The following is a 23,953-nucleotide window of genomic DNA, read 5'->3' as shown; positions in this document are numbered from 1 at the left end:
TTCTATTTTTGTCTATAGATATTTAAATATTTATTTAAAAATTCTTCTTTTTTTCTGCAAAAAATACTGCAAAAAACTTGGAGATATTGTAAAATTATGAAAGACATTATTTTGTCTGCACTACATTTTTGTACTTAGCGTACAATATAAGGAAGGGAAATAAATGAAAAAAATCTTGATTTTGTTTACATCAGTTTGTTTTATGTTCTTGATGGCAGGCTGCGGCGGTGAGGACAAAAAATCCGCTGACCCCAAAGCAAAAACAGCAGTATCTCTGGGTATGCTTCGCCTTACCAGTTCTGCACCGCTTTTTATCGCTTTAGATAAAGGCTACTTTGCCGAAGAAAACCTTGAAATAGATCAACAGTGGTTTGACGCAGCTCATCCTATTGCTGTGGCTACAGCTTCCTCTAAAGTAGACGTCGGCGCTACCGGTATCACTGCCAGTCTCTTCAATATGGCTGCCAGCGGTCAACAACTTGCTATCGTTGCCGATAAAGGCCGTGAACAAAAAGGCTTTTCTTCCTCAGCACTTTTAGTCACCTCCGATAACTACAACAATGGAATTACCAAGCTCGAAGATATCAAAGGCAAACGCATCGGCATTACTCAAAAAGGTTCTACCTTCCATTATATGCTTGGGCGGATGCTGGAAACCAAAGGATTGACTCTTGAAGATGTGGAGATCGTACCTCTTGGCAAATTGAGTGCTGTTATGGCCGCTCTTGAAAGCAAACAAATCGACGGAGCCATACTCAACGAACCCAATATCACCAAAGTGCAGACTGCAGGCTATGGTAAACTTGTCACCCAAGTCGGTGACGTTATCCCCTATCAAACCTCTGCCCTTTTCTTTTCTCCCAAATTCCTGAAAAATGAAGATGCAGCAGTACGTTTCTTAAGAGCATACAAAAAAGCCTGCAATTACTACTATGATGCAGCTATTGACAATAAAGACCCCAAAAAGCTGGACGAAGTCGTAGGCATTATCGCCAAATATGTTAAAGCTCCTGAAGCTGACATCAAGCTCGGCCTGCCTTATATCGATCGTGACGGCAAACTGCTGGACAGCGATATCCAGACTCAGATAGACTGGTATACTTCTCATGGCATGATCGAGGGCAAGCTTGATCCACAAGCCGTCACCAATACCAGCCTGCTCAGCAAGGCTATGCAAAAATAATTTCTCAACAAAGTTTTCCTTATTTTTATACTTTATCAAACAACACCGGAGGCAGTAGTTTAAATGAAATTAGTTATCGACAATGTCAGCAAAAATTTCATCGATCCTCAAGGCAAACAGCTGTCTGTACTTGAAAACGTCAGCCTGACTGTACACAGCGAGGAATTTGTAGCTTTGGTAGGGCCTTCCGGCTGCGGTAAATCGACTCTGCTCAATCTTACAGCAGGGTTGCTGTCACCAAGCGATGGGAGTATTTATTTCACAGATCTGACGGAAGGCCATACTCCTGCTATGGGCATCGTCTTCCAGGAAACAGGCCTGTTTCCCTGGCGCAGCGTTTATGAAAATATTGCCTTTGGACTTGAAGCCACAGGCGTACCAAAGACAGCACAGAAAGAACGGATCCAGCACTATATCAATTTAGTTGGACTCGGCGGTTTTGAAAAAGCCTTTCCGCACCAGTTATCCGGCGGTATGCGGCAAAGAGTCGGTATCGCCAGGGCGCTTGTCATAAATCCTGACCTCCTTTTAATGGATGAACCATTTTCTGCTTTGGACGCACAGACTCGCACGATCATGCAGGAAGAGCTTGTTACTCTCTGGGAAAAGACCAGACTCAGCACCTTATATGTTACTCACAATATTCAGGAAGCGGTAATGCTGGCTGACAGAGTCGTGCTTTTATCAAGACGCCCCGGTAAAGTCAGAAAAATCCTGACCATTGCAATTCCGCGAGCTGACAGGGAAAAAACTGAAAATACCGCTCAGATAGCCGAATTTATCCGCATCATCTGGGAACATATAAGCAGTGATGCCCGTGCGGCTCTGATGGAGGTGGAAGCTAATGGCTGAATATAAAATCCACAACCGTATGACTCACTGGCAGAAAACTTATCCGGCCTGGATATCTTTCGCTGCGATAGCCTTCTTACTGGCAGTATGGGAAATAATCTGCAGTACAGGTCTGATTTCCTCATTGTTTCTACCGGCACCAAGCGCAATCCTTACTGCACTCGGCAAGCTTATTACAAGCGGCGAAATCAGCCGCAGTCTGACAGCCAGTCTTTACCGCATTCTGCTGGGCTTTGCTTTAGGCAGCATCATCGGTTTGCTGGTAGGGCTCGTCACCGGCACCTCTGCGCTGATGGACCGAATAGGAACACCGATCGTCAATGCCCTTTATCCGATCCCAAAAATCGCTTTACTGCCGCTTTTTATTCTCTGGCTTGGAATCGGTGAATTATCTAAAGTCACTATCATTGCTTTGGGCGTTTTCTTTCCCGTTGCGATGAATACCTATTCAGGTGTCAAAAACGTCGACACATTGCTGATCAAGGTAGCTGTCAGCTTTAATGCCAGCTGGTGGCTGACGATGAAAAGCGTAGTTCTGCCGAGCGCATTGCCGGTAATCTTTGCCGGGCTGCGTCTGGCAGCGGGCACTTCACTGCTGCTACTTGTAGCTGCCGAAATGATCGCGGCACAAGAAGGTATCGGCGCTTTGATCCTGCATTATGGAGATCTGATGATCACCGACCGTTTAATGGCCGGCGTTATCGTTCTTTCACTCCTGGGACTCATTTTCAATTTAGGTCTGCAATGGCTGGAACATAAAATAGTACCCTGGAAGACCCAAAGCAAATAAACATAAACCCCGCTGCGATTAATCGCAGCGGGGTTTATTTATCCAATTACATACATTCTCTGATAGCTTTCGCCATCCGTTTTACACCTTCGATGATTTTCTCTTCCGGCATATTGGAAAAATTGATACGCATATTACGGTCAGTTTTACCATTAGGGTAGAAGGCATCACCGGTAACGCCGGCAACCTTCATCTCGATACATTTGTGGAAAACCTTATCAGCACTGCAGCCCTGCGGGAAAGTCAGCCACAGGAACAACCCGCCTTCAGGATGTGTCCATTCCGTACCTGCCGGAAATTCTTCCGCCATAGTTTTTAAAATCAGATCGCGGCGTTTTTTATAAAGGGCTTTGATCTCTTCAACATGCTTATCCAAATCATAATTTTCCATATAAGCGTCAGCTATCCCCTGGTCAAAATTAGAGGTATGCAGATCGGCGCTTTGTTTGATTTTTACATATTCACTGACAACGTCCTTAGAGGCAGCGACCCAGCCTAAACGCAGTCCCGGACAGAAAATCTTGGAAAAAGTGCCGAGGAACATAACCAGACCTTTGGTATCCATAGATTTTAAGGACGGTAATATCTCCCCTTCATAACGCAGCTCGCCATAAGGGTTGTCTTCCAGCACAGGCAGATTATGTTTGTTGATCACTTCCATAAACTTTTTGCGGCGTTCCAAACTCCAGGTACGACCGGTCGGATTTTGGAAATCGGGGATAACATAAATAAATTTACAACGGTCGGTAGTGCTTAAGATTTTGTCCAATTCTTCCGGAATCAGACCAACATTATCAGTTGGCACTTCTACAAAAGTAGGCTCATAGGCATTAAAGGCATTAAGTGCACCCAAATAAGAAGGACTTTCACATAAAACAACATCACCGGGATCAAGGAACAATTTACCTGCAAAATCGAGACACTGCTGTGAACCGGTAGTGATCAAAATCTCATCCGGATCAACCTCAGTATGATATTTATCTTTCATTCTGGCAGCAATTTTAGCCCTCAGAGTCGGACGCCCTTCGGTCGTGGCATACTGCAGCAGCTGCTGACCTTCTTTTTCCACCAGGTCATGTGATACTTTAGCTATTTCTTTCACCGGAAACAGTTCCGGTGCCGGTAAACCGCCGGCAAACGAAATAATATCCGGCTGTGCCGTCAATTTTAACAGTTCACGGATTTCAGACGATTGCATACGTTCCATACGTTTAGCAAATTTCATAAGTTCTTCCCCTCCAACATTATTAGTTTGTACAATAATAGTAGCTACTTTGTACGTTTATAATTAAAAATTCTATCACTCTTACTGGAGCAAGTCAACGTATAAAATCAAAACGCAACAACTTTCTCGATTATTTGTTTACATTTGTCTTTTTAAAGCGCACCTTTTGCATCAGAGAATAAAAAAGAGCGGCTTTTAGCCGCCCTTTTATTATTCTTAGTACATACCACGATATTTCATAGATTCTGCCAAATGACCCAATGCTACAATATAAGCCGCTGTACGCATATTAACTTTATGCTCCTTGGCAGTATCGTAAACTTTCTTGAAAGCATCTATCATCAGACTTTCCTGTTTTTCGATAACTTCTTCTTCAGTCCAGAAATAACGATACAGGTTTTGTACCCATTCGAAATAACTTACAGTTACACCGCCGCCATTAGCGAGGATATCAGGTACAACGAGAATACCTTTTTTGTCAAGAATCTTATCTGCATCAGGAGTTGTCGGTCCGTTAGCACCTTCAACGATTACCTTGGCCTGTACCTTGGCTGCGTTGGCTTTAGTCAGCTGCAGTTCCATTGCACACGGAGCAAGGATCGTAACATCCATAGCCAGCAGTTCTTCATTGCTGATGGGTTTTGAACCTTTATAACCCACAACGCTGCCTGTTTTCTGCAGATGTTTTTCAACATCATAAGGATTCATACCTTTGGGATTATGGATGGCACCGTTGATATCACTTAAAGCAACGATCTTTACACCCATATCATGGATCAGTTTAGCAGTCCAGCTGCCAACATTACCAAATCCCTGCACAGCGCAGGTAGCCTGCTTCGGCTTAATACCCAAAGCTTTGATAGCCTCGCCGGCAGCTACCATAACGCCGCGTCCGGTAGCTGCGTTTCTGCCTAAAGAACCACCCAGACAGATCGGTTTGCCGGTAACGAAACCCGGTTCAAACTGGCCTTTAATCTTGCTGAATTCATCCATCATCCAGCCCATGATTTTAGCATTGGTATTCATATCAGGTGCCGGGATATCCATTTTCTCGCCGATGATCGGAGCGATCCTGTCAATAAAGCCGCGAGTCAAGCCTTCCAGTTCTCTTTCAGAAAGTTTAGAAGGATCAACAACTATGCCGCCTTTGCCGCCGCCGTAAGGTAAACCTGCAACTGCGCATTTGCAGGTCATCCAGAAAGCCAGAGTCTTTACTTCGTCCATGTTGACTCCGGGATGATAACGAACGCCGCCTTTAGCCGGCCCCATAATGGTGCTGTGCTGACTGCGATAACCGGTAAATACTTTTGTAGTTCCATCGTCCATACGAACAGGAATGGAAACCTCCAGAGTACGTTCAGGAGTTGCGATAATGTCCGCAGCACTCGGGTCAAGTTTCATGACCTCAATTGCTTTGTTCAGAGGAATTTTTGCCATTTCAAACAGATTCATAATGATGCCTCCTTTAAATATTTTTTAATTTAAGCATAATTTTATTACATTTCTAGTTATCCCTACATTCCAAAATACATAGTTGAATTTTGTATAATGTATCCCCTCAGCTTTATTATAACTCTAAGCACAAGCGGCAGTCTAGCTATTTTTATACGCACAAAGAAAATTTTTTGAAAATTTTAGCAATTTATACACTTTCTGCAAATTTATGCATTTTTAATATTTTCCACATCACAAACGAGGAAATTCCTCGTAAAGCTTCCCAAAATCCAAACCGCAAACGACCTTATTTTTGTATTGTTCCCGTAAATCTTCCATGCCATTGCGCAAATGCTTCGAACTGATACCATATTCTATTGAAAGATAGGCTTCCACAAAAGCTGCCAGATGGTCGCAGCATTTTAACACAGTACCATCAACGGCCCTATATCCCTTACCGTTCTCATTATATTTTAGCCCAATCTCTTCCGGCCTGCAGGTAATCTTCTCACCGTCAACAACAGCCCGGTTACTGAATTCATCTTCAGTAAAGTACAGGATATCCTCATGCCAGCTATGCGGTAGCAGCGGCAGCAATTTTTCTGCAACCTGACGTTTTTCAATATCCTTGATCAGATCGTCCAGCCCCTGGATTGAGCGTTTGATCGGCGAAATAATGTCGCGGGTCAGCACCTCAGGCAGGTCGTGGAATAATCCACACAGAAAATCATTGACGATACGCTCATCTGAAGCCTGCATTTTTACAGCACAGAAATATGCCAGAGCAGCTACGATCAGCACATGGCCCATTACTGAAGTTTCCGGCACACGCGGAGACTGCGCCCAGCGTTTCTGAAAACGCAGCTGACCTACCAGATCAACAAACTTGCTGGTTTTACCTTTCAGCGACAATTTCTGCACTCCTGCAAGATCATAGTGATCCTCGATCTCACTTTCTATAGCCGCTTTCGTTTCCTCAACACCGTAAATGCCCTGATTGAAATGATAAATAATACCAAATTCCCACTGAGTGGCCAGATAATGTGCAGCACGCAGAAGTTTCTTTTCCAGATAATTTTCCTGTGGTTCATCAAAATGTCTCTGCATTTTAGCCATAAAAACAGGATCCAGATCAGGTATCCGCTGTCGCAGTTCCTCATAAACCCAACTATTGAGTTTTTTACCATGCACACGCATCAATTCATGGAACACCGGCGGCTTGATATCAGTCAGCACGATCCGATGCAGAAATTCAAAAATACCGCCTTCGATCAGTACTCGCCAGTTCAGTTTTGCCTGATGATCCTGCTCCTCATACTTTGCAAGCACATACAAAATCATCATTTTATGCGCTTGCTTATCCAGCTCCGTGAAGCCGTTAGGACGGATGTGATCGTTCCAGCGCTGAATGTGCGCCGCTTCATATAAAAATTCTACAAAAACCTTATTCAGCATTTACTTCCAATCCTTTCATTATTTATAAAGCAGATACGGCCGCACCTGCTCAGCAAACTCCTGTGCTTCCCTGTCCCAACGCGGCAGCAGGCGCTCTAATGGCACCCCCACGCGCAAAGCCATTTCGCCCAGGGCAATATCTATTTTATAGCCTTTACCGCCATAGCGGGCCGGGTAAACAACCTTGTCAGGATACAATTCTTCAATGCAGCGCAGGATATTCGCCCCGGTAAGCGCGGCACGATATATCTCCACATCAGTAATATAAATTTCCACACCCTGGCACAGCTCTTTTGCAAACGCTCCGTAAGCTGGAATAAAAGCCGCCGGTCTGAAATACACGCCTGGCAGCTGCAAACTGTTCAATTTATCCGCAACCGCATCTTTTTCAGCAAAGGGAGCACCTACATAATAAAATGGTTTTGTTGTTCCGATACCAACCGAAAGGTTAGTATCCCCCAAAATACCCGTAGTCACGTAATATAAAGCCGTAGCAGCTGTAGGTATCTGCGGCGAAGTGCCTACCCACGGCAGCCCCGTATCCTGCCAGTACATTTTCCGCTGCCAGCCCTTCATCGGAATCACCGTCAAATCAAGGCCAAGCTTCTGCGTATCGTTGATATATATGGCATATTCCCCGATAGTCAGTCCATGACGCAGAGGCACCGGATAAAGGCCGATAAAGCTTGCCTGTTCTTGACGCAGCAGCGGCCCCTCCATCAATCCCCCAATCGGGTTGGGACGGTCGAAAACAACAAACTTTTTACCGGCTTTAGCACATTCTTCCATAGCATAGGCCATAGTTGAAACATAAGTATAATGCCGGGCACCCACATCCTGAATATCAACAGTCATCACATCGATCGAATCCAGCATTGCCGGCGTTGGCCGTCTTGCCGCTCCATACAGACTGTATACCTTCACACCTTTGTATTCAGCGCCGTCCACATCGTCTCCGGCAGCCACGGCGCCGAACAAACCATGCTCCGGCACAAAAATCCCTGTCAGATCAGTATGCGCCAGTAAAATATCCTCACTGCTGCGCAGCTTACTGTCAACACCGGTCTGATTTGTAATCAGACCCACACGCTTCCCTGCAAACAGCTGCTCATACTCGCCGATGCGTTCGATCCCTAACGTTACCGCCGGGCTATGCACCGATTTTTTATCCTGATCACGCCTGCCGGCATCAGCGCAGCCGGTTATTAAAACAACTACCAACAAAATCAATGCCAGTATCAATCGTTTCATTAATAAAAAGCCTCCAAATTTTGGAATTTTTCCGCAAAAAATCATCAAAAACTGTCATTATTGCGTATGAGTATCAATATTCTCTGTTTTTTAGCAAAATACCTCTAAATTTTACAAAAAATTATTGAATTTTTGGGTCAAATCTGTATATAATAAGTTGTTATCTGCATAAGGATAAAATCTGCATTACGAAAGGTTGTGACAAGCAAAAAATGAAAGAAATGGTCCGTTTACAGGGAATCACAAAAAAATTTGGTAATAACGTCATTATCCCCTCTCTCGATCTGACAATTTACGATGGAGAATTTATTACGTTGCTCGGTCCTTCCGGCTGCGGCAAAACCACTTTGCTGCGCATGATCGCCGGCCTGGAAACTCCTACCGAGGGCAGTATCTATCTGGACGACGAAAACGTCACTGCCTTGCCGCCCTATAAACGTGATGTGAATATGGTATTTCAACATTACGCGTTATTCCCTCACATGACTGTTGAGGAAAACATAAAATTCGGCCTGATGATGAAAAAAGTTCCTGCCGATGAACAAAAGGAACGTGTTGCTCAGGTCCTTTATCTTACCCAGCTCGAAGAGTTCCGCAACCGCCGTCCCCAGCAAATGTCCGGCGGACAGCAGCAGCGTGTCGCAATTGCCCGCGCTTTGGTCAACAATCCCAAGGTCCTCTTACTGGACGAGCCTTTGGGCGCGCTGGATTACCAGCTGCGCAAAAATCTGCAGCTGGAACTGAAAAACCTTCAGCGCGGTCTGGGTCTGACATTCATCTATGTAACGCACGATCAGGAAGAGGCATTGACCATGTCTGACCGCATCGTCGTAATGAATAAAGGCGTTATCGAACAGGACGACAATCCTGATAATATTTATCATTATCCTTCCACAAAATTTGTTGCCAAATTCATCGGCGAAAGTAATTTCTTCGATACTGAAACTGAAACTTTGGCCCTGCGGCCGGAAAAGCTGAACCTCTGCGAAGAAGCTGAAAGCGAAGATAAAGCCGCAGCGCACCCCGAGCCTGCTTTTTACGGCACCGTCGTCGATGTTGTCTTCTACGGCACTATCGACAAAGTCTTTGTCCGTCTTGACAACTCGAACCAGACCGTAGTCGCATATCAGTACTTTGACGACGTCAAACGCTGGACGCCCGACGAACGCGTCGGCATCTGGTGGTACGAAAGAGACGAGGTGAAAGTACAGCGATGATGAAAAACGGTAAACTGCTGGTAGCGCCGGCCCTGCTCTGGCTCAGCATCTTTTTCGTCATACCGCTGCTGATCGTCGTTGCAGTGTCCTTTGCCGGACGCACACCGTATGGACAGGTCATCTTTTCTTTTACCATTGATAACTACCTGCGGTTTTTGGAACCCTTATACCTTAAAATTTTTGCAGATACCCTGGTCGTAGCTATCGTAACTACGCTTGCCACGATCCTGATGGGGTACCCGCTGGCCTATACCATAGCCCAGCTGCCTAAAAAATGGCAGCAGCCCGGTCTGATACTGGTTATGATCCCTTTCTGGATCAATTTTCTGATCCGTTCCTATGCCTGGGTCATTATCCTGCGTTCACAGGGCGTAGTCAATACGCTGCTGTTGAATCTGGGCCTTATCGACCAGCCGCTGCAGATGCTTTACAATGATATGGCCGTTATGCTTGGTATGGTCTATGCACTGCTGCCCTTTATGGTGCTGCCGATCTATGTATCTATCGAACAGCTGGATACCCGGCTTTTAGAAGCAGCATCCGATCTGGGTGCCAAACCGCTGACAGCCTTTCGTAAAGTTACTCTGCCCCTGACCATGCCCGGTATTGCTGCCGGTACAATTCTGGTCTTCATTTCTTCGCTGGGGATGTTCGTTGTTCCCGACGTTATGGGCGGAGCTAAATCGGCGCTCATCGGCAATCTCATCCAAAACCAGTTCCTGTCAGCCCGTGACTGGCCCTTTGGCTCGGCGCTCTCCATAGTGCTGGCCGTACTGAGTCTGGTGCTAATCATCCTGTACTACAAAGCTCTGCAGGCACAGGAAGGAGGTGACGGCGATGCAAAAGACGTGGCGTAGCCATCTGATGGTAGCCTATTCTTTGGCTATTCTGGCTTTCCTTTATCTGCCGCTGCTGATCCTGGCCATGTATTCTTTCAACGAATCAAGGATCAACGCCGTCTGGACAGGCTTCACCTTCAACTGGTATGAAGCTCTTTTCCAAAACCGCCGCGTTTTAGAGGCACTCACCAACAGCCTTTTTATTGCTGTGATCTCTACAATAGCCTCGACTACGCTGGGCACGATAGCCGCTATCGCGCTCAATCGTTACCAATACAAGTACAAACCGGTCATCAACGGCCTCTTATACCTGCCGATCCTGATCCCGGAAATCGTTATGGGTCTTTCCCTGCTGGTACTATTTGCTCAGGCACAGGTACCGCTTGGTAAAACTACCCTTATCCTTGCACACATCACCTTCTGTGTTTCCTTCGTTGTCATCACTGTCAACGCCAGACTGGAAGGTATGCGGCATGAACTGGAACAGGCAGCAATGGACCTGTATGCGACTCCGTGGAAGACCTTCCGCTACGTCACATTACCGCTGGCACTGCCAGGTATCGTGGCCGGCGCTCTGATCGCCTTTACGCTATCTATCGACGACTTTATTATCAGCTTCTTTGTGGCAGGTCCCAATTCTACTACGCTGCCGCTTTACATCTACGCTATGGTCAAACGCGGCATCTCACCCGAGATCAACGCCCTGTCCACACTGCTGATGTTCGCAACGATCACGCTGGTCGTGATCGCTCAGATCCTGCAGCCGCAGCACACATCTGATAAAAACTCCGATTGATATCACAACTAACTGTGATACAATATAAACAACAAATAAAATGATGAAAGGGTGATCCGACAATGAAAAAACTTTTTGTTTTCCTCATCGCTATTTTAACGTTGGCTCTCATGGGCTGCGGCGGTGACGCTCCCAAAAAGGACGCAGCAGCTCCCGCCGGCGGCGACAAGCAAGTGCTGAACCTGTTCAGCTGGGCCGACAATTTCGATCCGGAGGTCATTGCCGAATTTGAAAAGCAAAACAACTGTAAAGTAAATTACGACGTTTTTGCCAATAATGAAGAACTGCTGGCCAAGATCCAGGCCGGCGGCGCGCAATACGACCTCATCCAGCCCTCCGATTACATGGTAGCAACTATGCTGAAACTGAACCTTCTGGAAGAGCTGGATCTTGATAAAATACCCAATGCCAAAAATATCGTCAGCAGCTTGAAGGCTCCTGTTTACGATCCCACCGGCAAGCATTCCCTTGTTTACACCTGGGGCATTACCGGCATCGTCTACAACAAAAATTTTATCAAAGAAACTCCCACCTCATGGGAAGACCTGTGGAACCCGGATTATAAAGGCCGCGTGATTCTGCTTAACGACAACCGCGAAGTTATCGGTATGGCACTGAAGAAAAACGGCTATTCCAACAATTCCACTGACCAGGCTCAGGTAGAAAAAGCTTTTAATGACCTGAAAACGCTGGCTCCAAACGTACTGGCTTTCGACACCGATACTATCAAGCAGAAATTTATCGCAGAAGAAGCCTGGATCGGTACTATGTGGTCAGGTGATGCTTCCTACACCTACAAAGACAATAAAAACATCGGCTTTGTGATCCCCAAGGAAGGCGCTACCATCTGGGCAGACACCTTTGCTATTCCCAAAGGCGCTAAAAACAAAGCTTTAGCTGAAAAATTCATCAACTTCATTTACGAACCCAAGATCAGCGCTAAAAACTACGAATATATCGGCTATAACGACCCTAACGAAAAAGCAATGGAATTCCACAGTGAAGAATTCCGCAACGATCCCATGCTCAAGGTCGGTATGGATAACATCGACAAAGGCGAATGGCTCATCGATATCGGCGAAGCCCTGCCTATGTATGACCGTTATTGGACTGAACTCAAAACCGCTAAATAAACACGTAGCGACCTCTGTTTATTTAACTCTGCTTTAAGATCAGGCTGTCTCCCATGAGGCAGCCTTTTTTATAACACATTAAAGGGGAAGTGTTTAGCTTTATGAAAAAACTTACATATTTACTGACCGCTCTCTGCTTTGCCGTTCTGCTGGGCGGCTGCGGATCGGACAACTCAGCTAAAGATGCCGGAGCGCCCCAGGTCCTGAACCTTTACGGGTGGGCAGATTATTTTGATCCCGATGTTATATCTGATTTTGAAAAGCAAAACAACTGCAAAATCACCTATGACGTTTTTTCTAACAATGAAGAACTGCTGGCTAAAATGCAGGCAGGCGGAGCCCAGTTTGATATCATCATGCCTTCCGACTATATGGTAACTACCATGCGCAAGCTGGATATGCTGGAAAAACTGGATCTTGCCAAGATCCCCAATGCAAAATACATCAGTGCTGACCTGCGCAAGCTGCCCTTTGACCAGACCGGCGAATATACCCTGCCTTATACCACCGGCATCACCGGTATCATCTATAACAAAAAATATGTCAAAGAAACTCCTGCCAAATGGGACGATCTGTGGAACCCGGAATATAAAGGACATGTACTGCTTTTGAATGACTGCCGCGAAGTTTTCAGTGTAGCCCTGAAAAAACATGGCTGGTCTAATAACAGCACTGACCCGGCTCAGGCAGAAGCAGCCTTCAAAGACTTGAAGCAGCTCAACAGCAGTGTTATTGCCTACGATACCGAAAACCTGAAACAAAAGTTTATTGCTGAAGAAGGCTGGATCGGCATTATGTGGTCAGGCGACGCCGCCTTTACCTACAGAGAAAATAATAATGTCGGTTTTGTTGTCCCAGATCAGGGCTCACTGATCTGGTCAGATAACTTCGCCATACCCAAGGGCTGTAAAAATAAAGAACTGGCCGAGAAATTTATGAACTATATGTACGACCCCAAGGTCAGCGCTAAAAACTGGGAATTTATGAACTGCGCCAATCCTAATGACGAAGCACTCAAATATCATTCCCAAGCCTATCTTGATGACCCCATGCTGAAAATTGGCAAAGAAAGCATCCCCAAAGGCGAATGGCTGACCGATATCGGCGACAGTATCACTATGTACGACCGTTACTGGACTGAGCTGAAAGCTGGTCAATAATAACAAAACAGGTTCACCGCTAAAGCGGTGAACCTGTTTTTATTAACCTGCATCTCAGCCAATCAGCTGCAGCAGTTCATCGATATTCTTTTTACCAAAGCTGATCTTATCATTATAAATCAGACAAGGCACACTCATAATTTTATATTGCTCGCGCAGCTCCGGGAACAAATTGATATCAAATACATCTATCTCGATCCCGTCATTTTCAACTGCCAGCCTGCCGGCTGCCATTACCAGCTCGGGGCACATCGTACAGGACAATGAAATGACCACCTGCAGCTTTTTCCTTCCGCTCAGCGCTTTGACCGCAGCCAACTGCTCCTCACTGATAGCCTGACCCGGCCCGGCCGCATTATACAGTGTCACGATAAATGAATTAAACTCATGACCTCCCGGCACACCGTGAAAACGGAATCCTAAAGACGTTCCGTCCGCACGGCAGACCTCGATATACGGCAGCCCGTTTGCAGCCTCCCCGGCTTCTTCCCAGCGCAGATGAGCGCTTAAGGGCGTCAGCTCGTTTAAAAAGCCGCGTATTTCTGCCGCCGCCCGGCTGTTATCCAATGCGGCCCGCAGTAATAAATCATCTGTAAATTTTGCAAAAACAGGCGTCAGCTGCGTTTTAATAGCTTCCGAAATAAACGCGCCGTCATCGGCAGCAGCTGCTTCCGTCTGCTTAACTGCCGGCTCCGTGATTTGCTTTTTAGTTACTGCAAAACGCGGCAGCTTCAACTTATCGTGCAGCTGTGCAGCATATTTCTCAAGCGAAGTAGCCGCTTTAGCGCCGTCAGACACCGCTGTGACCACCTGCCGCAGATTTTTGATGCATAAGTCACCGGCGCCATAAACGCCGTCCAGATTAGTCTTTTGATCCATATCGGTGACCAGATAACCTTCACAGTCAGTTTCCAAACCGTTCAACAGCGGGCCGCCTACAGGAACATACCCGGCAAAAACAAATACGCCGAAAGTCGCGTCACTGGTCTCATAACGTGTACGTTCACCGGTCTTGCAGTTTTCATAAACAGCATAACGCAGTACGTCTCCTCCGCCGACTTCCAGCATGGCAGTATTATACAGTACTGTTATCTGCTCGTGCCGTTTCGCTTCATCGGCGATCGACCCGGCACAGGTAAAATCATCACCGCGCACCAGCACTGTCACATGCCGCGCATAACGGGTCAGAAAAATCGCTTCTTCGGCAGCAGCAAAACCACCGCCCACAACAAATACATCCAGACCAGTAAAAAATTCGCCATCACAGGTAGCACAATATGCTACGCCGCGCCCGCGGTATTCTGACTCGCCTGTAAAACCCACCTGCCGTGGCACGGCTCCCATAGCCATGATCACACCCAGCGACTTAAAGGTTCCCTTATCGGTATGCACCTCTTTGATATCGCAGTCCAGCTTACTTTCCAAAGCCTCTGCCAGTAAAAACTCCGCCCCGAAGCTTTCTGCCTGCAGACGCATCTGCTCAGTAAGCTCTTTACCCGTAGTTTTTAAAACGCCCGGATAATTTACCACCTCGGAAGTAATCGTGATCAGACCGCCGATCTTCTCTTTTTCGATAACCAGCGTCTTATACTTGGCCCGGGCCATATAAACGGCAGCGGCAAGGCCCGCAGGCCCGCCGCCGATGATGATGACATCATACATCCGTTCCATGATCAGATGATCCCTACCAGATCAAGACTGGGTTTCAAAGTGCTTGCGCCAGGCTGCCATTTGGCAGGGCACACCTGATCGCCATGTTCGGCAACAAACTGCGAAGCCTGCACACGGCGCAGCAGCTCGTCAGCATTACGTCCGACATTGCCGGCAATAACTTCATAAGCTACGATCTTACCTTCCGGATTAACGATAAAGCTGCCTCTTTCGGCCAGGCCGTCAGCTTCGATCATCACATCGAAATCTCTTGCCAAAGCCCCGGTCGGGTCAGCCAACATCGGATACTGTATTTTTTTGATCGTATCCGATGCATCATGCCATGCCTTATGAACAAAATGAGTATCGCAGGATACGGAATAAATCTCGCAGCCGATTTTTTTGAATTCTTCGTATTTATTCGCCAGATCCTCTAACTCAGTCGGGCACACAAAAGTAAAATCAGCCGGATAGAAAAAGAACACCGACCATTTCCCTAAAATATCTTTTTTGGTAACCTCTTTAAAATCGTTGCCTACATAGGCCTGAACCTTAAAATCGTTAACTTCCTTGTTGATCAATGACATAATAACTGCCTCCTTATATAAACATAAATTCAGTCGCTTTAGTTAGCGTTCGCTAACGCACCTTTAATATAACATATGTCATTTAAAAACGCAAGGGAAATTTATTTGAAATTAATATTCATTATTGTAATTGATTTTGCAGCTCTACAAATCACTGCACTGTTAATAAAAATCCCGATGTGAAGCACGCTCCACATCGGGATTTTTATTGAATAACGCTGTTTTATACTTCAATCGCCAACCTGTTAATCACATTTTTCTCCATTTTCTCCTGTCAAAAAATATTTCAAAAACTTTTCTTCCGGTATTGGCCGTGAAAACAGATAGCCCTGACCAATATCACAGCCATACTCCTTTAAAATCTGCAGCTGCTGCTCTGTTTCAACCCCTTCACCCACAGTTTCAATATTTTTATTTACCGCGTTGCAAAGATTGATCGCCTGCTGAATGACCGTACGCGACTTATCATTTTCAAAAATGGTATCGATCAAACTTTTATCAAATTTTACCACGTCAAAATCATTTTCTGCCAAAGCGGCAATATTGGAAAACCCGCTGCCAAAATCGTCCAAAGCAATACTGAAACCAGCAGCATGAAAATCATCCATCAGCCTGGTAATTAATTTTTTCTCCAGGCCGCCGATACTTTCTGTAATTTCGATCTCGATCATCTGCGGCTCGATCTGATACTTGCTGCAAATAGCCACCGCCTTCTGCACGACATTCTTTTTTCGTAAAGTCGTACGCGACATATTAACAGATACCTTGATAAATTTTTTGCCATGTTTCTGCCAGTTATGTATATATTCGCAAACAGTTTCCAGAACGAAAAAATCGACAAAGCAGATCAGTCCATTCTGTTCCAATTCCGGTATAAAATCAATTGGCGGAACAAGGTTGCCTTTACCGTTCAGCTTTCGTACCAAAGCTTCCGCTCCATTTAATTTTTCATCACTTAAATTTATTTTGGGCTGCAAATAAACGGTAAACATCCGCTTGTGAATTTCCTGCAGCAGTTTTTTAGCTGCTTTAAAATATTTTCTGTCTATGCTGTGCAAATGTGTATGATATGTATCTTTGACTTCTTTCATTTTTTTATTTGCAGTCATAAACTGTTTTTGCATGTCCAGACCAGTACTTTTCCAGCTGCTGCCTACAGCGGTGCTGACATTTTTAATAGCTTTTATCTTTTCCTTAAAAGTTTTCAGAGCTTGTTCAAATTCAGCTTTAGTCTGGTTTATGCTCAAAACGACAAACTCGTCGCCGTCAATACGAAAGCAATGGCCCTCAAATACTTCAAGCAGACTTTTACCGACCTCTTTTAAGATAGCGTCGCCAAAAACAGAACCATACTGATCGTTGATCCTTTTCATCTCGTTGATGTTAATAACAGTTACACCTAAAGTCTCCGGCAGGTCATTTGCAATACTTTCAGCAACTTCTTCATAGTATGAGCGGTTAAAAACTCCTGTCAGCATATCCGTCCGACGCATTTCTTCCAGTTTTTCATAAATACGTTTTTCTTCCAGTTTTATGGTTTCTGAATTAATAACAGATAAAACCTGAAAACGCACTTTTTTATTATTCGTACAAACCAAAATACTTTTTAATTGCAAATATCGCTTCAAAAACGGCTGATAAACCTCTTCTAATAAGAAACCCTCCTGGGAAAGCAGCTTATTCTGGCAAAAAGAACATACTGTTTTTTGTCCATGCAAAACTTCATAACACTTTTTGCCAACATAATTCCCATCAGCCAAAAATTTCCTGGAAATATTTTTGGCTTCCTCATTCATATAGATAAGCTCATTTTTTTCAATATCTATCATGCAGACAGCGTCTTTGACCTGAGTATAAACCTCAAAATCTTTTTCACTGGTATCAATTTTTTTTATTCTCTGCCCGCTCATTTCGACACCCCTGTTCCCTCTTTTCTCCTGCAAAACAAATGCCGCCTGCTGATGCAGGCGGCATCTATAAATATAGCGCGTGATATCCGCCACATCCGACAATTTTAAAGTTTTAAAATTCGAATCTCACCCCGGCATTGATCTGCCATTTCTTTTGGATCTCGGCCCCGAAGCTGCGTTCGATATCGCCGTAGAACTGACTGGTTTTACTGAGTTTGATATTAGTCCCAAGACCCAGCTCAAACCAGGTATCACCATAATCTTTGGAAGTCGCCAGAGTTTCTCCGTTAGCAGCCTGCATCGTGATATCCCGTTCACCGCCGAACTCGTGCAGCAGCGAACCCTTGATATAAAAATCACTCCTGCCGTCTTTGGCCTTTTGACCTGCTACCAAGCCTACCCGGCCGATGAAGCTGTTCATTCCGCCGGCATACACTTCCGTTCCGCGGTCAGTAGTATAGTGTGCGCTGCCTAAACGTCCTGCTGTAAACTGCACCTGCGGTTCGATAAACGTGCCCCGTTCCCGGTTCACCTTGATCGTTTTGCCATATTCCACGCTCAGGCTGTACGCATGAGCTTTATAATCTGCCTTATCCGCATATTCTCCATAGGATTTGATATCCGTACTAAACTGACCTATCCGTGCCACAACGTCAGTATAATTGCCCTTTTCTCCATACCAGGTACCGTACAGGCTGCCTGACAGCAGCTTATCCTTACTGCTGCCACTGCTGTAGCCAGCCTTGCCTGTTCCGCGGTCTATGGCAAAACCGTAAGTGCTTTTTTCGTTATCGGCTTTATCGTAGCCCAGCTGGAACAGGTTATAGTTGCCATCAAAACTGCCGCTGCCAAATTTTCCGCCTACGTAACGGGCCCACAAATCGTCACCATCCTGCTCATTCGTACGGTAACGCAAGTCGCCCAACCGTTTGCGCAGTGTATCATTGCTACTACGCCACAAAGCATAGCTGTTATCGGCACCATCCAGCAGTACTTCCGTATCGTCATTGACAGTTTTTTCTATTTTAGTCAGATACCATTGCTCTTCAGTGCCGACAGCATTACCCGCAGCATCAAACGCCTCAGTCCCTTTTTTTATTGTTGGCGTTACATCCCACAAACCGCCGTTATTCAACTCTTTGCCTGTGAAAACAGCATTTTTACTGTCATCAGTGATCAATAGCAGGTTTTTTATACCCGTTACCTGTATGTTATTGGCAAGGCTGACATCTTTAACGCTGACGTAAGTAGTGCCTGCATCAGCATTTTTGATATGTACTTTATCGCCATTGACCTCGCTTGCTAGATCAGTATCTAAAATAAAACTGCCGCCGGTGCCCTTATAATCCCGTACTTCCAACTTATCTGCCCCAGCCCGCATATCGACCACAGCATTATTTTTATTTTCCAAGGTGGTTGCTTCACTGTCGGCAGTCATAAACCACTGCGAAGAATTATCAAAACTCAGATCAGTAGTCCTGTTTTTATCATTGCTGACCCCCAAGCTGGCTCCACGTAAGAATGACTGCCCATTTTTCATGCTGATATCAATAAGCGAACCATTAACCGCATCCGTAGTTAAATGCTTCACATCACCCGTCAGCTGTATGGTTTTCCCGGCCGCTGGATCAATAGTAACGCTGGCTGTAGTTCCTCCTGTAACCGGTACTGGCGCATCCCTATAACAATCAGTCACGCCAACGGCCAGACCTTTGTTTGTCTGTACAATGACATCACCGCTATACTCAGCAGCTTCTCCGGCTACCGTTGCAACAGTTCTGATCCCAATACCGCCTTCACTGGCTATAACGACACTTACATCTCCGGCTGCCGTTATTTTGCCGCTGAGCCCTACAGTACCATTCTGTCCCGCGGCATCTACCGCATTGCCAAGCAGGCTGACATTAGTCTGCGAACCAGATTCGAAAACAGTTTTTGCCGTACTTAAAACACCTAAAACTCCATATTCAGCATCCTTATTTGCCGTACCTGTTTGCATTCCGGTCGCGTCAATAGCAATATTCACAACAGAACCAGCCGCATGTTTGCTCTCTCTAGCGGTGCTATAATTCCAGACCCCCTGGATCAGTTTCGAACGATTTACACCACCCGCAGGCTTGGCATTGATCATAATATTTGTTTCTGAACCATTTCCTGTTTCCAGGCTGCCCATAGAACCGGTTATCCTGTCCCCCATAATAGCAGCCCGTCCCTGCGCCGCTGCTCCTTCCTTTTGGTCCAAAGTGATCAGCAGGTCATTCTTCCGTCCCTCCAAAAGCGTATTGCCTGTAAAGCCGACAACATACGTTGTATAAAATACCCTCGGCCCTATCAAAACCATTTTGACGTTATCTTTAGCATCAGTCATCCCGTCATCTATATCAGAAACAATACCGTTGACATTAAAAGACTTGCTGCCGTCAATGAAAACGTTCAATTCCTTGCCTACAGTAAGCTTGCCCTTGGCATAAGCACCTACGGCACTCTCAGAACTCGTAACAATATCAATATTCAAAGCACCCTTGACAAGTAGATCAGGAGCAGACGCAGTATCTGTCACATACAGTCCTGTGTTTCCATTCTGTAATTTTATATTGATATTGTCCGCAGTCAAATTACTCTTACTTTTGATGCCTGTCAGCGCATAACCACTTTTCAGTTCAAGCTCAATATTGACATCTTTAAAATCCAACCCGCCCGTTCCGGTATTCTTGATACCGTACATACTACCGCTTTCGCTGACAGCCTGAATATCGATATTATCAGCTGCAAATTTTCCTGAATTATTTATACCGATAAAATTGCCCTGCATCATACCGGTTATTTTGAGATTTTTAGCCAAAAAATCTCCGCCGTAATTTTCAATGCCCGCATTATAGATACCTGTTGCATTGTAGGTCTCATCCTTGCCTTGGCTGTTGCCGCCCAAATTTATTTCTGTATTCTGCGCTGTAATATTGATCTTAGAAGTTTGGGAACCGTAAATACCGTAATTAACAGTATAGTCATTTGGATCACTGTGTATCGCGTTATTCGTGATCGATAACAGCTCGCCGCCAATGTTTATGGTGGCATAATTACCGGCACGAACGGCATAAACATCCTTATCTGTTGCTGCTGTCGGATCGTCAAGGTCAACAGTAAGATTTTTATCAAAGGACAGTTCGATCCTAAAACCGTTTCCACCAGTGGAACCTGCGGAAACAGCCGAAGCCGCTTTATAACTAAACTGACTCTCAACAAATTTATCTATTGATACCGCGTCTTGATACGAATAATATTTATCTTTATCACCGGTATATTCTTCTTTGGAAATAGCATCGCCGGCCAAAACACTGTTCTGCTGCAGCGCTGCCAGCATCAAACTTAATACAACCGCCCGTTCCAACTTCTGTTTTCTCATTTTTCTCTTTCCTTCCATATTTTCCCAACAAATTTTGTATTTGCTGATTGAAATTTATGCAGTACAAGTTATCATTCCTTTTGCAAATATTTTATATCTATTTACAATATTTTTGATATATTACCATAATCATTATCTGAGCGCAAGATTTTTTGCATAAATGAAAACTTGCACAACTTCCTTCTGTCCTAAAAAATTTACAGGCAGTATCTTCTGCTTACAACGTTAGTATTGAGTTACTCTTTTGTTAACACTTCTTGGTTTTACTTAAAAACAACCTGCGAGAGAAGTAAAAACCTAAATGCTTTTAAAAGACTCTGCTAACGTCATTGAATAGTAATACTGTCTCATAATACATATGGCAATGAACAAGACCAAAGTTTACGTGTCAAAATATTATTTCACATATTTTTCACAAATATCATGTAAATGCTGGCAACTGCTGCTAAAAAACTCATGGCAGTTATAAAAACCACCTGCGGAAAACTTTTAAAATTTTTTACAGACCACGTAAACTTTCACCCTTCTCAATGCCATATGTATAGTGCAGGGGTAAAACACTCTATGCCAACCACTTTTGAAAGGAGCATCACTATGCAAATATCATCAGCACTGTATTTTTGATAAAAAATAAAACCGCAGACTTGCATAAGCAAGTCTGCGGTTCAATTTTTCACTTTTCATTGTTTTATTGTGCGGTACCGTCCTGTGTTTTCATATCTATCAGAGGTTCATATCCGACCGGCGGCTCTGCTGCCAGCCACTGCTGCTTACGGTCACTGGCTGCAAACAGATGCGAATCGAACCACATATAGAAGAATTTTTCAGCCGGCACAACAACGTAGCCGTCCTGTAAATGATCGGCCGTATCATAAGGATCAGCCATAATCAGTACGTCACTGCTGGTTATGTCATCCGTGCCCATCGTGTCATAGCCGATAATAACACGCCAATGCCCGCCCCAGTCTACATTTTCGACCATAATAGGTACATTGCGTTTAAGATGCTCGACTACAAATGCTTTAAATTCCTGTGTATTCTGCGGTGTTTTATCTTTATCAGCTGACGAAGTTACCTGCCAGCCTTTTTTCTTAAAATATTTGACCATACCTTTAGTATTAGTCCCGGTATAGGACTTTGTTCCCATGATCTTGCCGATCGCCAGTTCATCTTCCTCGCTGCGTCCCTGAAAATGTTCGACCACCATCAATGCAGCGGCAGGGCCGCAGGTATATTCGGTAGTTTGCTGATAGGTACGGAACTTAGGCAGCAGCACAAGCGAATCAGTAGGCTGCATATTATAAAAATCGAGCTGCTGAAAATAAGGCGATTTCGGCACATTGGCCAGTCCATTGTAGGACGACGCCCCAGCACTTTTGGTATCATAATTTGACGGATATGGTATCTGATTTTCATTACTCATACCCAGCATCAGCAACGCTGATGCTGCAACAAGCAGTGCGGCAAACAATTTCTTTTGCGGCATTAGTTTCCCTTCTTTCTTAGTGACGTTTCTGCCAGCCTCTGACTGCTTCCTCTAAAGCAGACCTTTCGTTAGGCAGATTGGTGCTTTGCACTCTCTGTAATAAATATTGCATGGCAGCCCTGATCTTACTTTTATCTTCTAAAAGCACAAGTACATCATGGCCGCTGATCGCCAGATCCTTAGTATGAACAGGCATTTTACTGCGGGCCAGTTCCAGCACCGCCGTTCCCAAAGCGCGTCCTTCCGCCATCAGTTCGGTATTCTTACCGGCGTGGGTCGCACCCATATCTGCTAAAAATACTGCTACCAGCTGTTCAAAAGCAGCAGTCATTTCATGACTGTCTTTAAAATTACCGCCGGCCGCCTCGCTGCGCAGCCAACGCAGCAATGTGCGCTCACCTGTCACCAGCATCGGTGCAAAGCGCATATGCCTCGCCACCAGCCAGACCACTCTTTTGACAAAGGAGGCCGGATAACGCAGCCGGCTTAAAATAACTTCTGCCATAACGGCGCTTTCAGCTTCGTGCCCATGATCACTGGGCTGACCTTCTTTATTAAGCCTGCGGATACCCGGAAGCCCTTTGGCTACATCGTGCAAAAGCAGGGCCCAGCGTATTGCCAGCTGAGGCGGACTGTTATCAATAGCCGCCAGAGTATGCTCCCATGCATTGTAGCAATGAAAACGCTGGTTCTGCGGCAATCCCGCCAAATGCTCCAGCTCCGGCAAAACATCTATTTCCCGATAAGTTCCATGTTCACGCACACGGCAGCGGCCGGCCGCCAGCCCTGTCGCCAGCAGCAGCATCAATCCCTTGCCGGCCCATTTGCCGAGCAGCAGCTTGTCCAGCTCTGTCCGCACACGTTCCAGTGATAGCCCGGCACTGCGGCTAACAGGAAAGCTGTAGCTCTGCGGCAGGTAATACGGCGTCTGCGGCTGACCAAATGCCGGGCCGGCGCCCTGCCGCTGTACATAATCAAAGCCCAGCTGACCGACAAAGCGGCAGGCTCTGTACATACGCAAAGCATCTTCCCGATAACGGGCAGGCGCATCACCGACAGTACGCAGTATTTTCTGCTGCAGGTCCTGCCTGCCGCCGTGATAATCGTATACATTACCGGACTGATCCAAAGCCATGGCATTGACGGTAAAATCGCGCCGCGACAAATCAGCCTCCAGATCGTCACAATACCAGACCTGCTCCGGTTTATGCGCATCACCGCCGTAGGCTTCGCCGCGGAAGGTAGCAATTTCTACCGTTTGTCCGTCCCGATGCACAACGACGACACCGAAATTCTGCCCCAGTTCGCCAACAACAGTAAACCCGGCCGGTTCTAAAATGCTGATAACAGACTCGGGTCGGGCCGATGTTGCAACGTCAAAATCGCCGGGTGTTTTTCCCAGCAGCAGATCGCGTACGGCACCGCCTACAACATAGGCTGCAAAGCCCTGCTCCGTAAGCAGCGTCAATATTCTGTTGATAATGGGCGGCAATAAAAATTGCCTGTTTTCAGCAGTCATAATCTCACTTTTTTTAGTTAATTTATTCTATCATAAAGTTTCAAATCATAGCAACTTTTTCCA

At 45.5% G+C, this 23,953-nt stretch carries 18 protein-coding genes; 8 read left to right on the top strand and 10 right to left on the bottom strand.

All coding sequences use genetic code 11. The features are described from left to right. Nucleotides 1-163 precede the first annotated feature (163 nt). The 3 genes from PFJ30894_RS04960 (at nucleotide 164) to PFJ30894_RS04950 (ending at nucleotide 2,825) form a co-directional block, all read left to right on the top strand. On the top strand, nucleotides 164-1,183 hold the full coding sequence (locus PFJ30894_RS04960) for an ABC transporter substrate-binding protein (RefSeq protein WP_125669197.1): 1,020 nt from the start codon (nucleotides 164-166) through the stop codon (nucleotides 1,181-1,183). Nucleotides 1,184-1,246: 63 nt separating this feature from the next. Beyond that, nucleotides 1,247-2,035, top strand: coding sequence for an ABC transporter ATP-binding protein (locus PFJ30894_RS04955; protein WP_125669196.1), 789 nt, complete (start codon nucleotides 1,247-1,249; stop codon nucleotides 2,033-2,035). Then, complete coding sequence (locus tag PFJ30894_RS04950) at nucleotides 2,028-2,825, top strand: ABC transporter permease (protein ID WP_113077276.1); 798 nt, start codon at nucleotides 2,028-2,030, stop codon at nucleotides 2,823-2,825. The genes PFJ30894_RS04955 and PFJ30894_RS04950 overlap by 8 nt, the downstream gene beginning before the upstream one ends. Before the next feature lie 46 nt (nucleotides 2,826-2,871). On the opposite strand, the gene PFJ30894_RS04945 is transcribed toward PFJ30894_RS04950, so the two are convergent. From PFJ30894_RS04945 to PFJ30894_RS04930, 4 genes are all read right to left on the bottom strand, one after another. Further along, a complete protein-coding gene (locus PFJ30894_RS04945) occupies nucleotides 2,872-4,050 on the bottom strand; it encodes an aminotransferase-like domain-containing protein (RefSeq protein WP_021717348.1) in 1,179 nt (392 codons plus the stop codon). Between the two features lie 216 nt (nucleotides 4,051-4,266). Continuing rightward, complete coding sequence (locus PFJ30894_RS04940) at nucleotides 4,267-5,502, bottom strand: Glu/Leu/Phe/Val family dehydrogenase (protein WP_125669195.1); 1,236 nt, start codon at nucleotides 5,500-5,502, stop codon at nucleotides 4,267-4,269. Nucleotides 5,503-5,736: 234 nt separating this feature from the next. Beyond that, nucleotides 5,737-6,939 (bottom strand): HD domain-containing protein, encoded by a 1,203-nt coding sequence (locus PFJ30894_RS04935; RefSeq protein ID WP_125669194.1) that lies wholly within the window; start codon nucleotides 6,937-6,939, stop codon nucleotides 5,737-5,739. A gap of 18 nt (nucleotides 6,940-6,957) precedes the next feature. Next, entirely contained in the window at nucleotides 6,958-8,190 is a 1,233-nt protein-coding gene (locus PFJ30894_RS04930; RefSeq protein ID WP_167457027.1) for an exo-beta-N-acetylmuramidase NamZ family protein, read from the bottom strand. A gap of 212 nt (nucleotides 8,191-8,402) precedes the next feature. Here PFJ30894_RS04930 and PFJ30894_RS04925 point away from each other — a divergent pair, with 212 nt between their 5' ends. The 5 genes from PFJ30894_RS04925 to PFJ30894_RS04905 all read left to right on the top strand — a co-directional run bounded on the left by PFJ30894_RS04925 (nucleotide 8,403) and on the right by PFJ30894_RS04905 (nucleotide 13,335). Then, nucleotides 8,403-9,407 (top strand): ABC transporter ATP-binding protein, encoded by a 1,005-nt coding sequence (locus PFJ30894_RS04925; RefSeq protein ID WP_021717344.1) that lies wholly within the window; start codon nucleotides 8,403-8,405, stop codon nucleotides 9,405-9,407. After that, on the top strand, nucleotides 9,407-10,264 hold the full coding sequence (locus PFJ30894_RS04920; protein ID WP_044491593.1) for an ABC transporter permease: 858 nt from the start codon (nucleotides 9,407-9,409) through the stop codon (nucleotides 10,262-10,264). Before PFJ30894_RS04925 ends, PFJ30894_RS04920 begins: the two co-directional genes overlap by 1 nt. Beyond that, nucleotides 10,245-11,042, top strand: coding sequence for an ABC transporter permease (locus tag PFJ30894_RS04915; RefSeq protein WP_113077280.1), 798 nt, complete (start codon nucleotides 10,245-10,247; stop codon nucleotides 11,040-11,042). The genes PFJ30894_RS04920 and PFJ30894_RS04915 overlap by 20 nt, the downstream gene beginning before the upstream one ends. A 62-nt stretch (nucleotides 11,043-11,104) precedes the next feature. Continuing rightward, complete coding sequence (locus PFJ30894_RS04910; RefSeq protein WP_125669192.1) at nucleotides 11,105-12,175, top strand: polyamine ABC transporter substrate-binding protein; 1,071 nt, start codon at nucleotides 11,105-11,107, stop codon at nucleotides 12,173-12,175. Nucleotides 12,176-12,276: 101 nt separating this feature from the next. Continuing rightward, nucleotides 12,277-13,335, top strand: coding sequence for an ABC transporter substrate-binding protein (locus PFJ30894_RS04905; RefSeq protein ID WP_125669191.1), 1,059 nt, complete (start codon nucleotides 12,277-12,279; stop codon nucleotides 13,333-13,335). A 54-nt stretch (nucleotides 13,336-13,389) separates the two neighbouring features. Here the strand turns inward: PFJ30894_RS04905 and PFJ30894_RS04900 are convergent, their stop codons facing one another. The 6 genes from PFJ30894_RS04900 to PFJ30894_RS04875 all read right to left on the bottom strand — a co-directional run bounded on the left by PFJ30894_RS04900 (nucleotide 13,390) and on the right by PFJ30894_RS04875 (nucleotide 23,890). Further along, entirely contained in the window at nucleotides 13,390-15,006 is a 1,617-nt protein-coding gene (locus PFJ30894_RS04900) for an FAD-dependent oxidoreductase (protein WP_125669190.1), read from the bottom strand. 2 nt (nucleotides 15,007-15,008) lie between these two features. Beyond that, complete coding sequence (ahpC, locus tag PFJ30894_RS04895; RefSeq protein ID WP_125669189.1) at nucleotides 15,009-15,572, bottom strand: alkyl hydroperoxide reductase subunit C; 564 nt, start codon at nucleotides 15,570-15,572, stop codon at nucleotides 15,009-15,011. Nucleotides 15,573-15,817: 245 nt separating this feature from the next. Continuing rightward, complete coding sequence (locus PFJ30894_RS04890; RefSeq protein WP_125669188.1) at nucleotides 15,818-17,515, bottom strand: bifunctional diguanylate cyclase/phosphodiesterase; 1,698 nt, start codon at nucleotides 17,513-17,515, stop codon at nucleotides 15,818-15,820. Nucleotides 17,516-17,594: 79 nt separating this feature from the next. Continuing rightward, complete coding sequence (locus PFJ30894_RS04885) at nucleotides 17,595-20,885, bottom strand: autotransporter outer membrane beta-barrel domain-containing protein (protein ID WP_167457026.1); 3,291 nt, start codon at nucleotides 20,883-20,885, stop codon at nucleotides 17,595-17,597. A gap of 688 nt (nucleotides 20,886-21,573) precedes the next feature. Further along, the gene (locus tag PFJ30894_RS04880) at nucleotides 21,574-22,371 is read right to left on the bottom strand and encodes a peptidase C39 family protein (RefSeq protein WP_125669186.1); all 798 of its coding nucleotides are present in this window, start codon (nucleotides 22,369-22,371) and stop codon (nucleotides 21,574-21,576) included. Between the two features lie 16 nt (nucleotides 22,372-22,387). Continuing rightward, complete coding sequence (locus tag PFJ30894_RS04875) at nucleotides 22,388-23,890, bottom strand: CCA tRNA nucleotidyltransferase (RefSeq protein ID WP_125669185.1); 1,503 nt, start codon at nucleotides 23,888-23,890, stop codon at nucleotides 22,388-22,390. Nucleotides 23,891-23,953: the final 63 nt, after the last annotated feature.

Source organism: Phascolarctobacterium faecium (assembly GCF_003945365.1).
In the GTDB taxonomy this organism is placed as follows: Bacteria; Bacillota; Negativicutes; order Acidaminococcales; family Acidaminococcaceae; genus Phascolarctobacterium; species Phascolarctobacterium faecium.
The sequence above is the reverse complement of the archived record's forward strand: the minus strand, read 5'-3'. Positions and strand labels throughout refer to the sequence as shown.

Bases quoted from the DNA above. Each gene is read 5' to 3' on its own strand.
- PFJ30894_RS04960 (WP_125669197.1), top strand. From the start codon at position 164: ATGAAAAAAATCTTGATTTTGTTTACATCAGTTTGTTTTATGTTCTTG.
- PFJ30894_RS04955 (WP_125669196.1), top strand. From the start codon at position 1,247: ATGAAATTAGTTATCGACAATGTCAGCAAAAATTTCATCGATCCTCAA.
- PFJ30894_RS04950 (WP_113077276.1), top strand. From the start codon at position 2,028: ATGGCTGAATATAAAATCCACAACCGTATGACTCACTGGCAGAAAACT.
- PFJ30894_RS04945 (WP_021717348.1), bottom strand. From the start codon at position 4,050: ATGAAATTTGCTAAACGTATGGAACGTATGCAATCGTCTGAAATCCGT.
- PFJ30894_RS04940 (WP_125669195.1), bottom strand. From the start codon at position 5,502: ATGAATCTGTTTGAAATGGCAAAAATTCCTCTGAACAAAGCAATTGAG.
- PFJ30894_RS04935 (WP_125669194.1), bottom strand. From the start codon at position 6,939: ATGCTGAATAAGGTTTTTGTAGAATTTTTATATGAAGCGGCGCACATT.
- PFJ30894_RS04930 (WP_167457027.1), bottom strand. From the start codon at position 8,190: ATGAAACGATTGATACTGGCATTGATTTTGTTGGTAGTTGTTTTAATA.
- PFJ30894_RS04925 (WP_021717344.1), top strand. From the start codon at position 8,403: ATGAAAGAAATGGTCCGTTTACAGGGAATCACAAAAAAATTTGGTAAT.
- PFJ30894_RS04920 (WP_044491593.1), top strand. From the start codon at position 9,407: ATGAAAAACGGTAAACTGCTGGTAGCGCCGGCCCTGCTCTGGCTCAGC.
- PFJ30894_RS04915 (WP_113077280.1), top strand. From the start codon at position 10,245: ATGCAAAAGACGTGGCGTAGCCATCTGATGGTAGCCTATTCTTTGGCT.
- PFJ30894_RS04910 (WP_125669192.1), top strand. From the start codon at position 11,105: ATGAAAAAACTTTTTGTTTTCCTCATCGCTATTTTAACGTTGGCTCTC.
- PFJ30894_RS04905 (WP_125669191.1), top strand. From the start codon at position 12,277: ATGAAAAAACTTACATATTTACTGACCGCTCTCTGCTTTGCCGTTCTG.
- PFJ30894_RS04900 (WP_125669190.1), bottom strand. From the start codon at position 15,006: ATGGAACGGATGTATGATGTCATCATCATCGGCGGCGGGCCTGCGGGC.
- ahpC (WP_125669189.1), bottom strand. From the start codon at position 15,572: ATGTCATTGATCAACAAGGAAGTTAACGATTTTAAGGTTCAGGCCTAT.
- PFJ30894_RS04885 (WP_167457026.1), bottom strand. From the start codon at position 20,885: ATGAGAAAACAGAAGTTGGAACGGGCGGTTGTATTAAGTTTGATGCTG.
- PFJ30894_RS04880 (WP_125669186.1), bottom strand. From the start codon at position 22,371: ATGCCGCAAAAGAAATTGTTTGCCGCACTGCTTGTTGCAGCATCAGCG.
- PFJ30894_RS04875 (WP_125669185.1), bottom strand. From the start codon at position 23,890: ATGACTGCTGAAAACAGGCAATTTTTATTGCCGCCCATTATCAACAGA.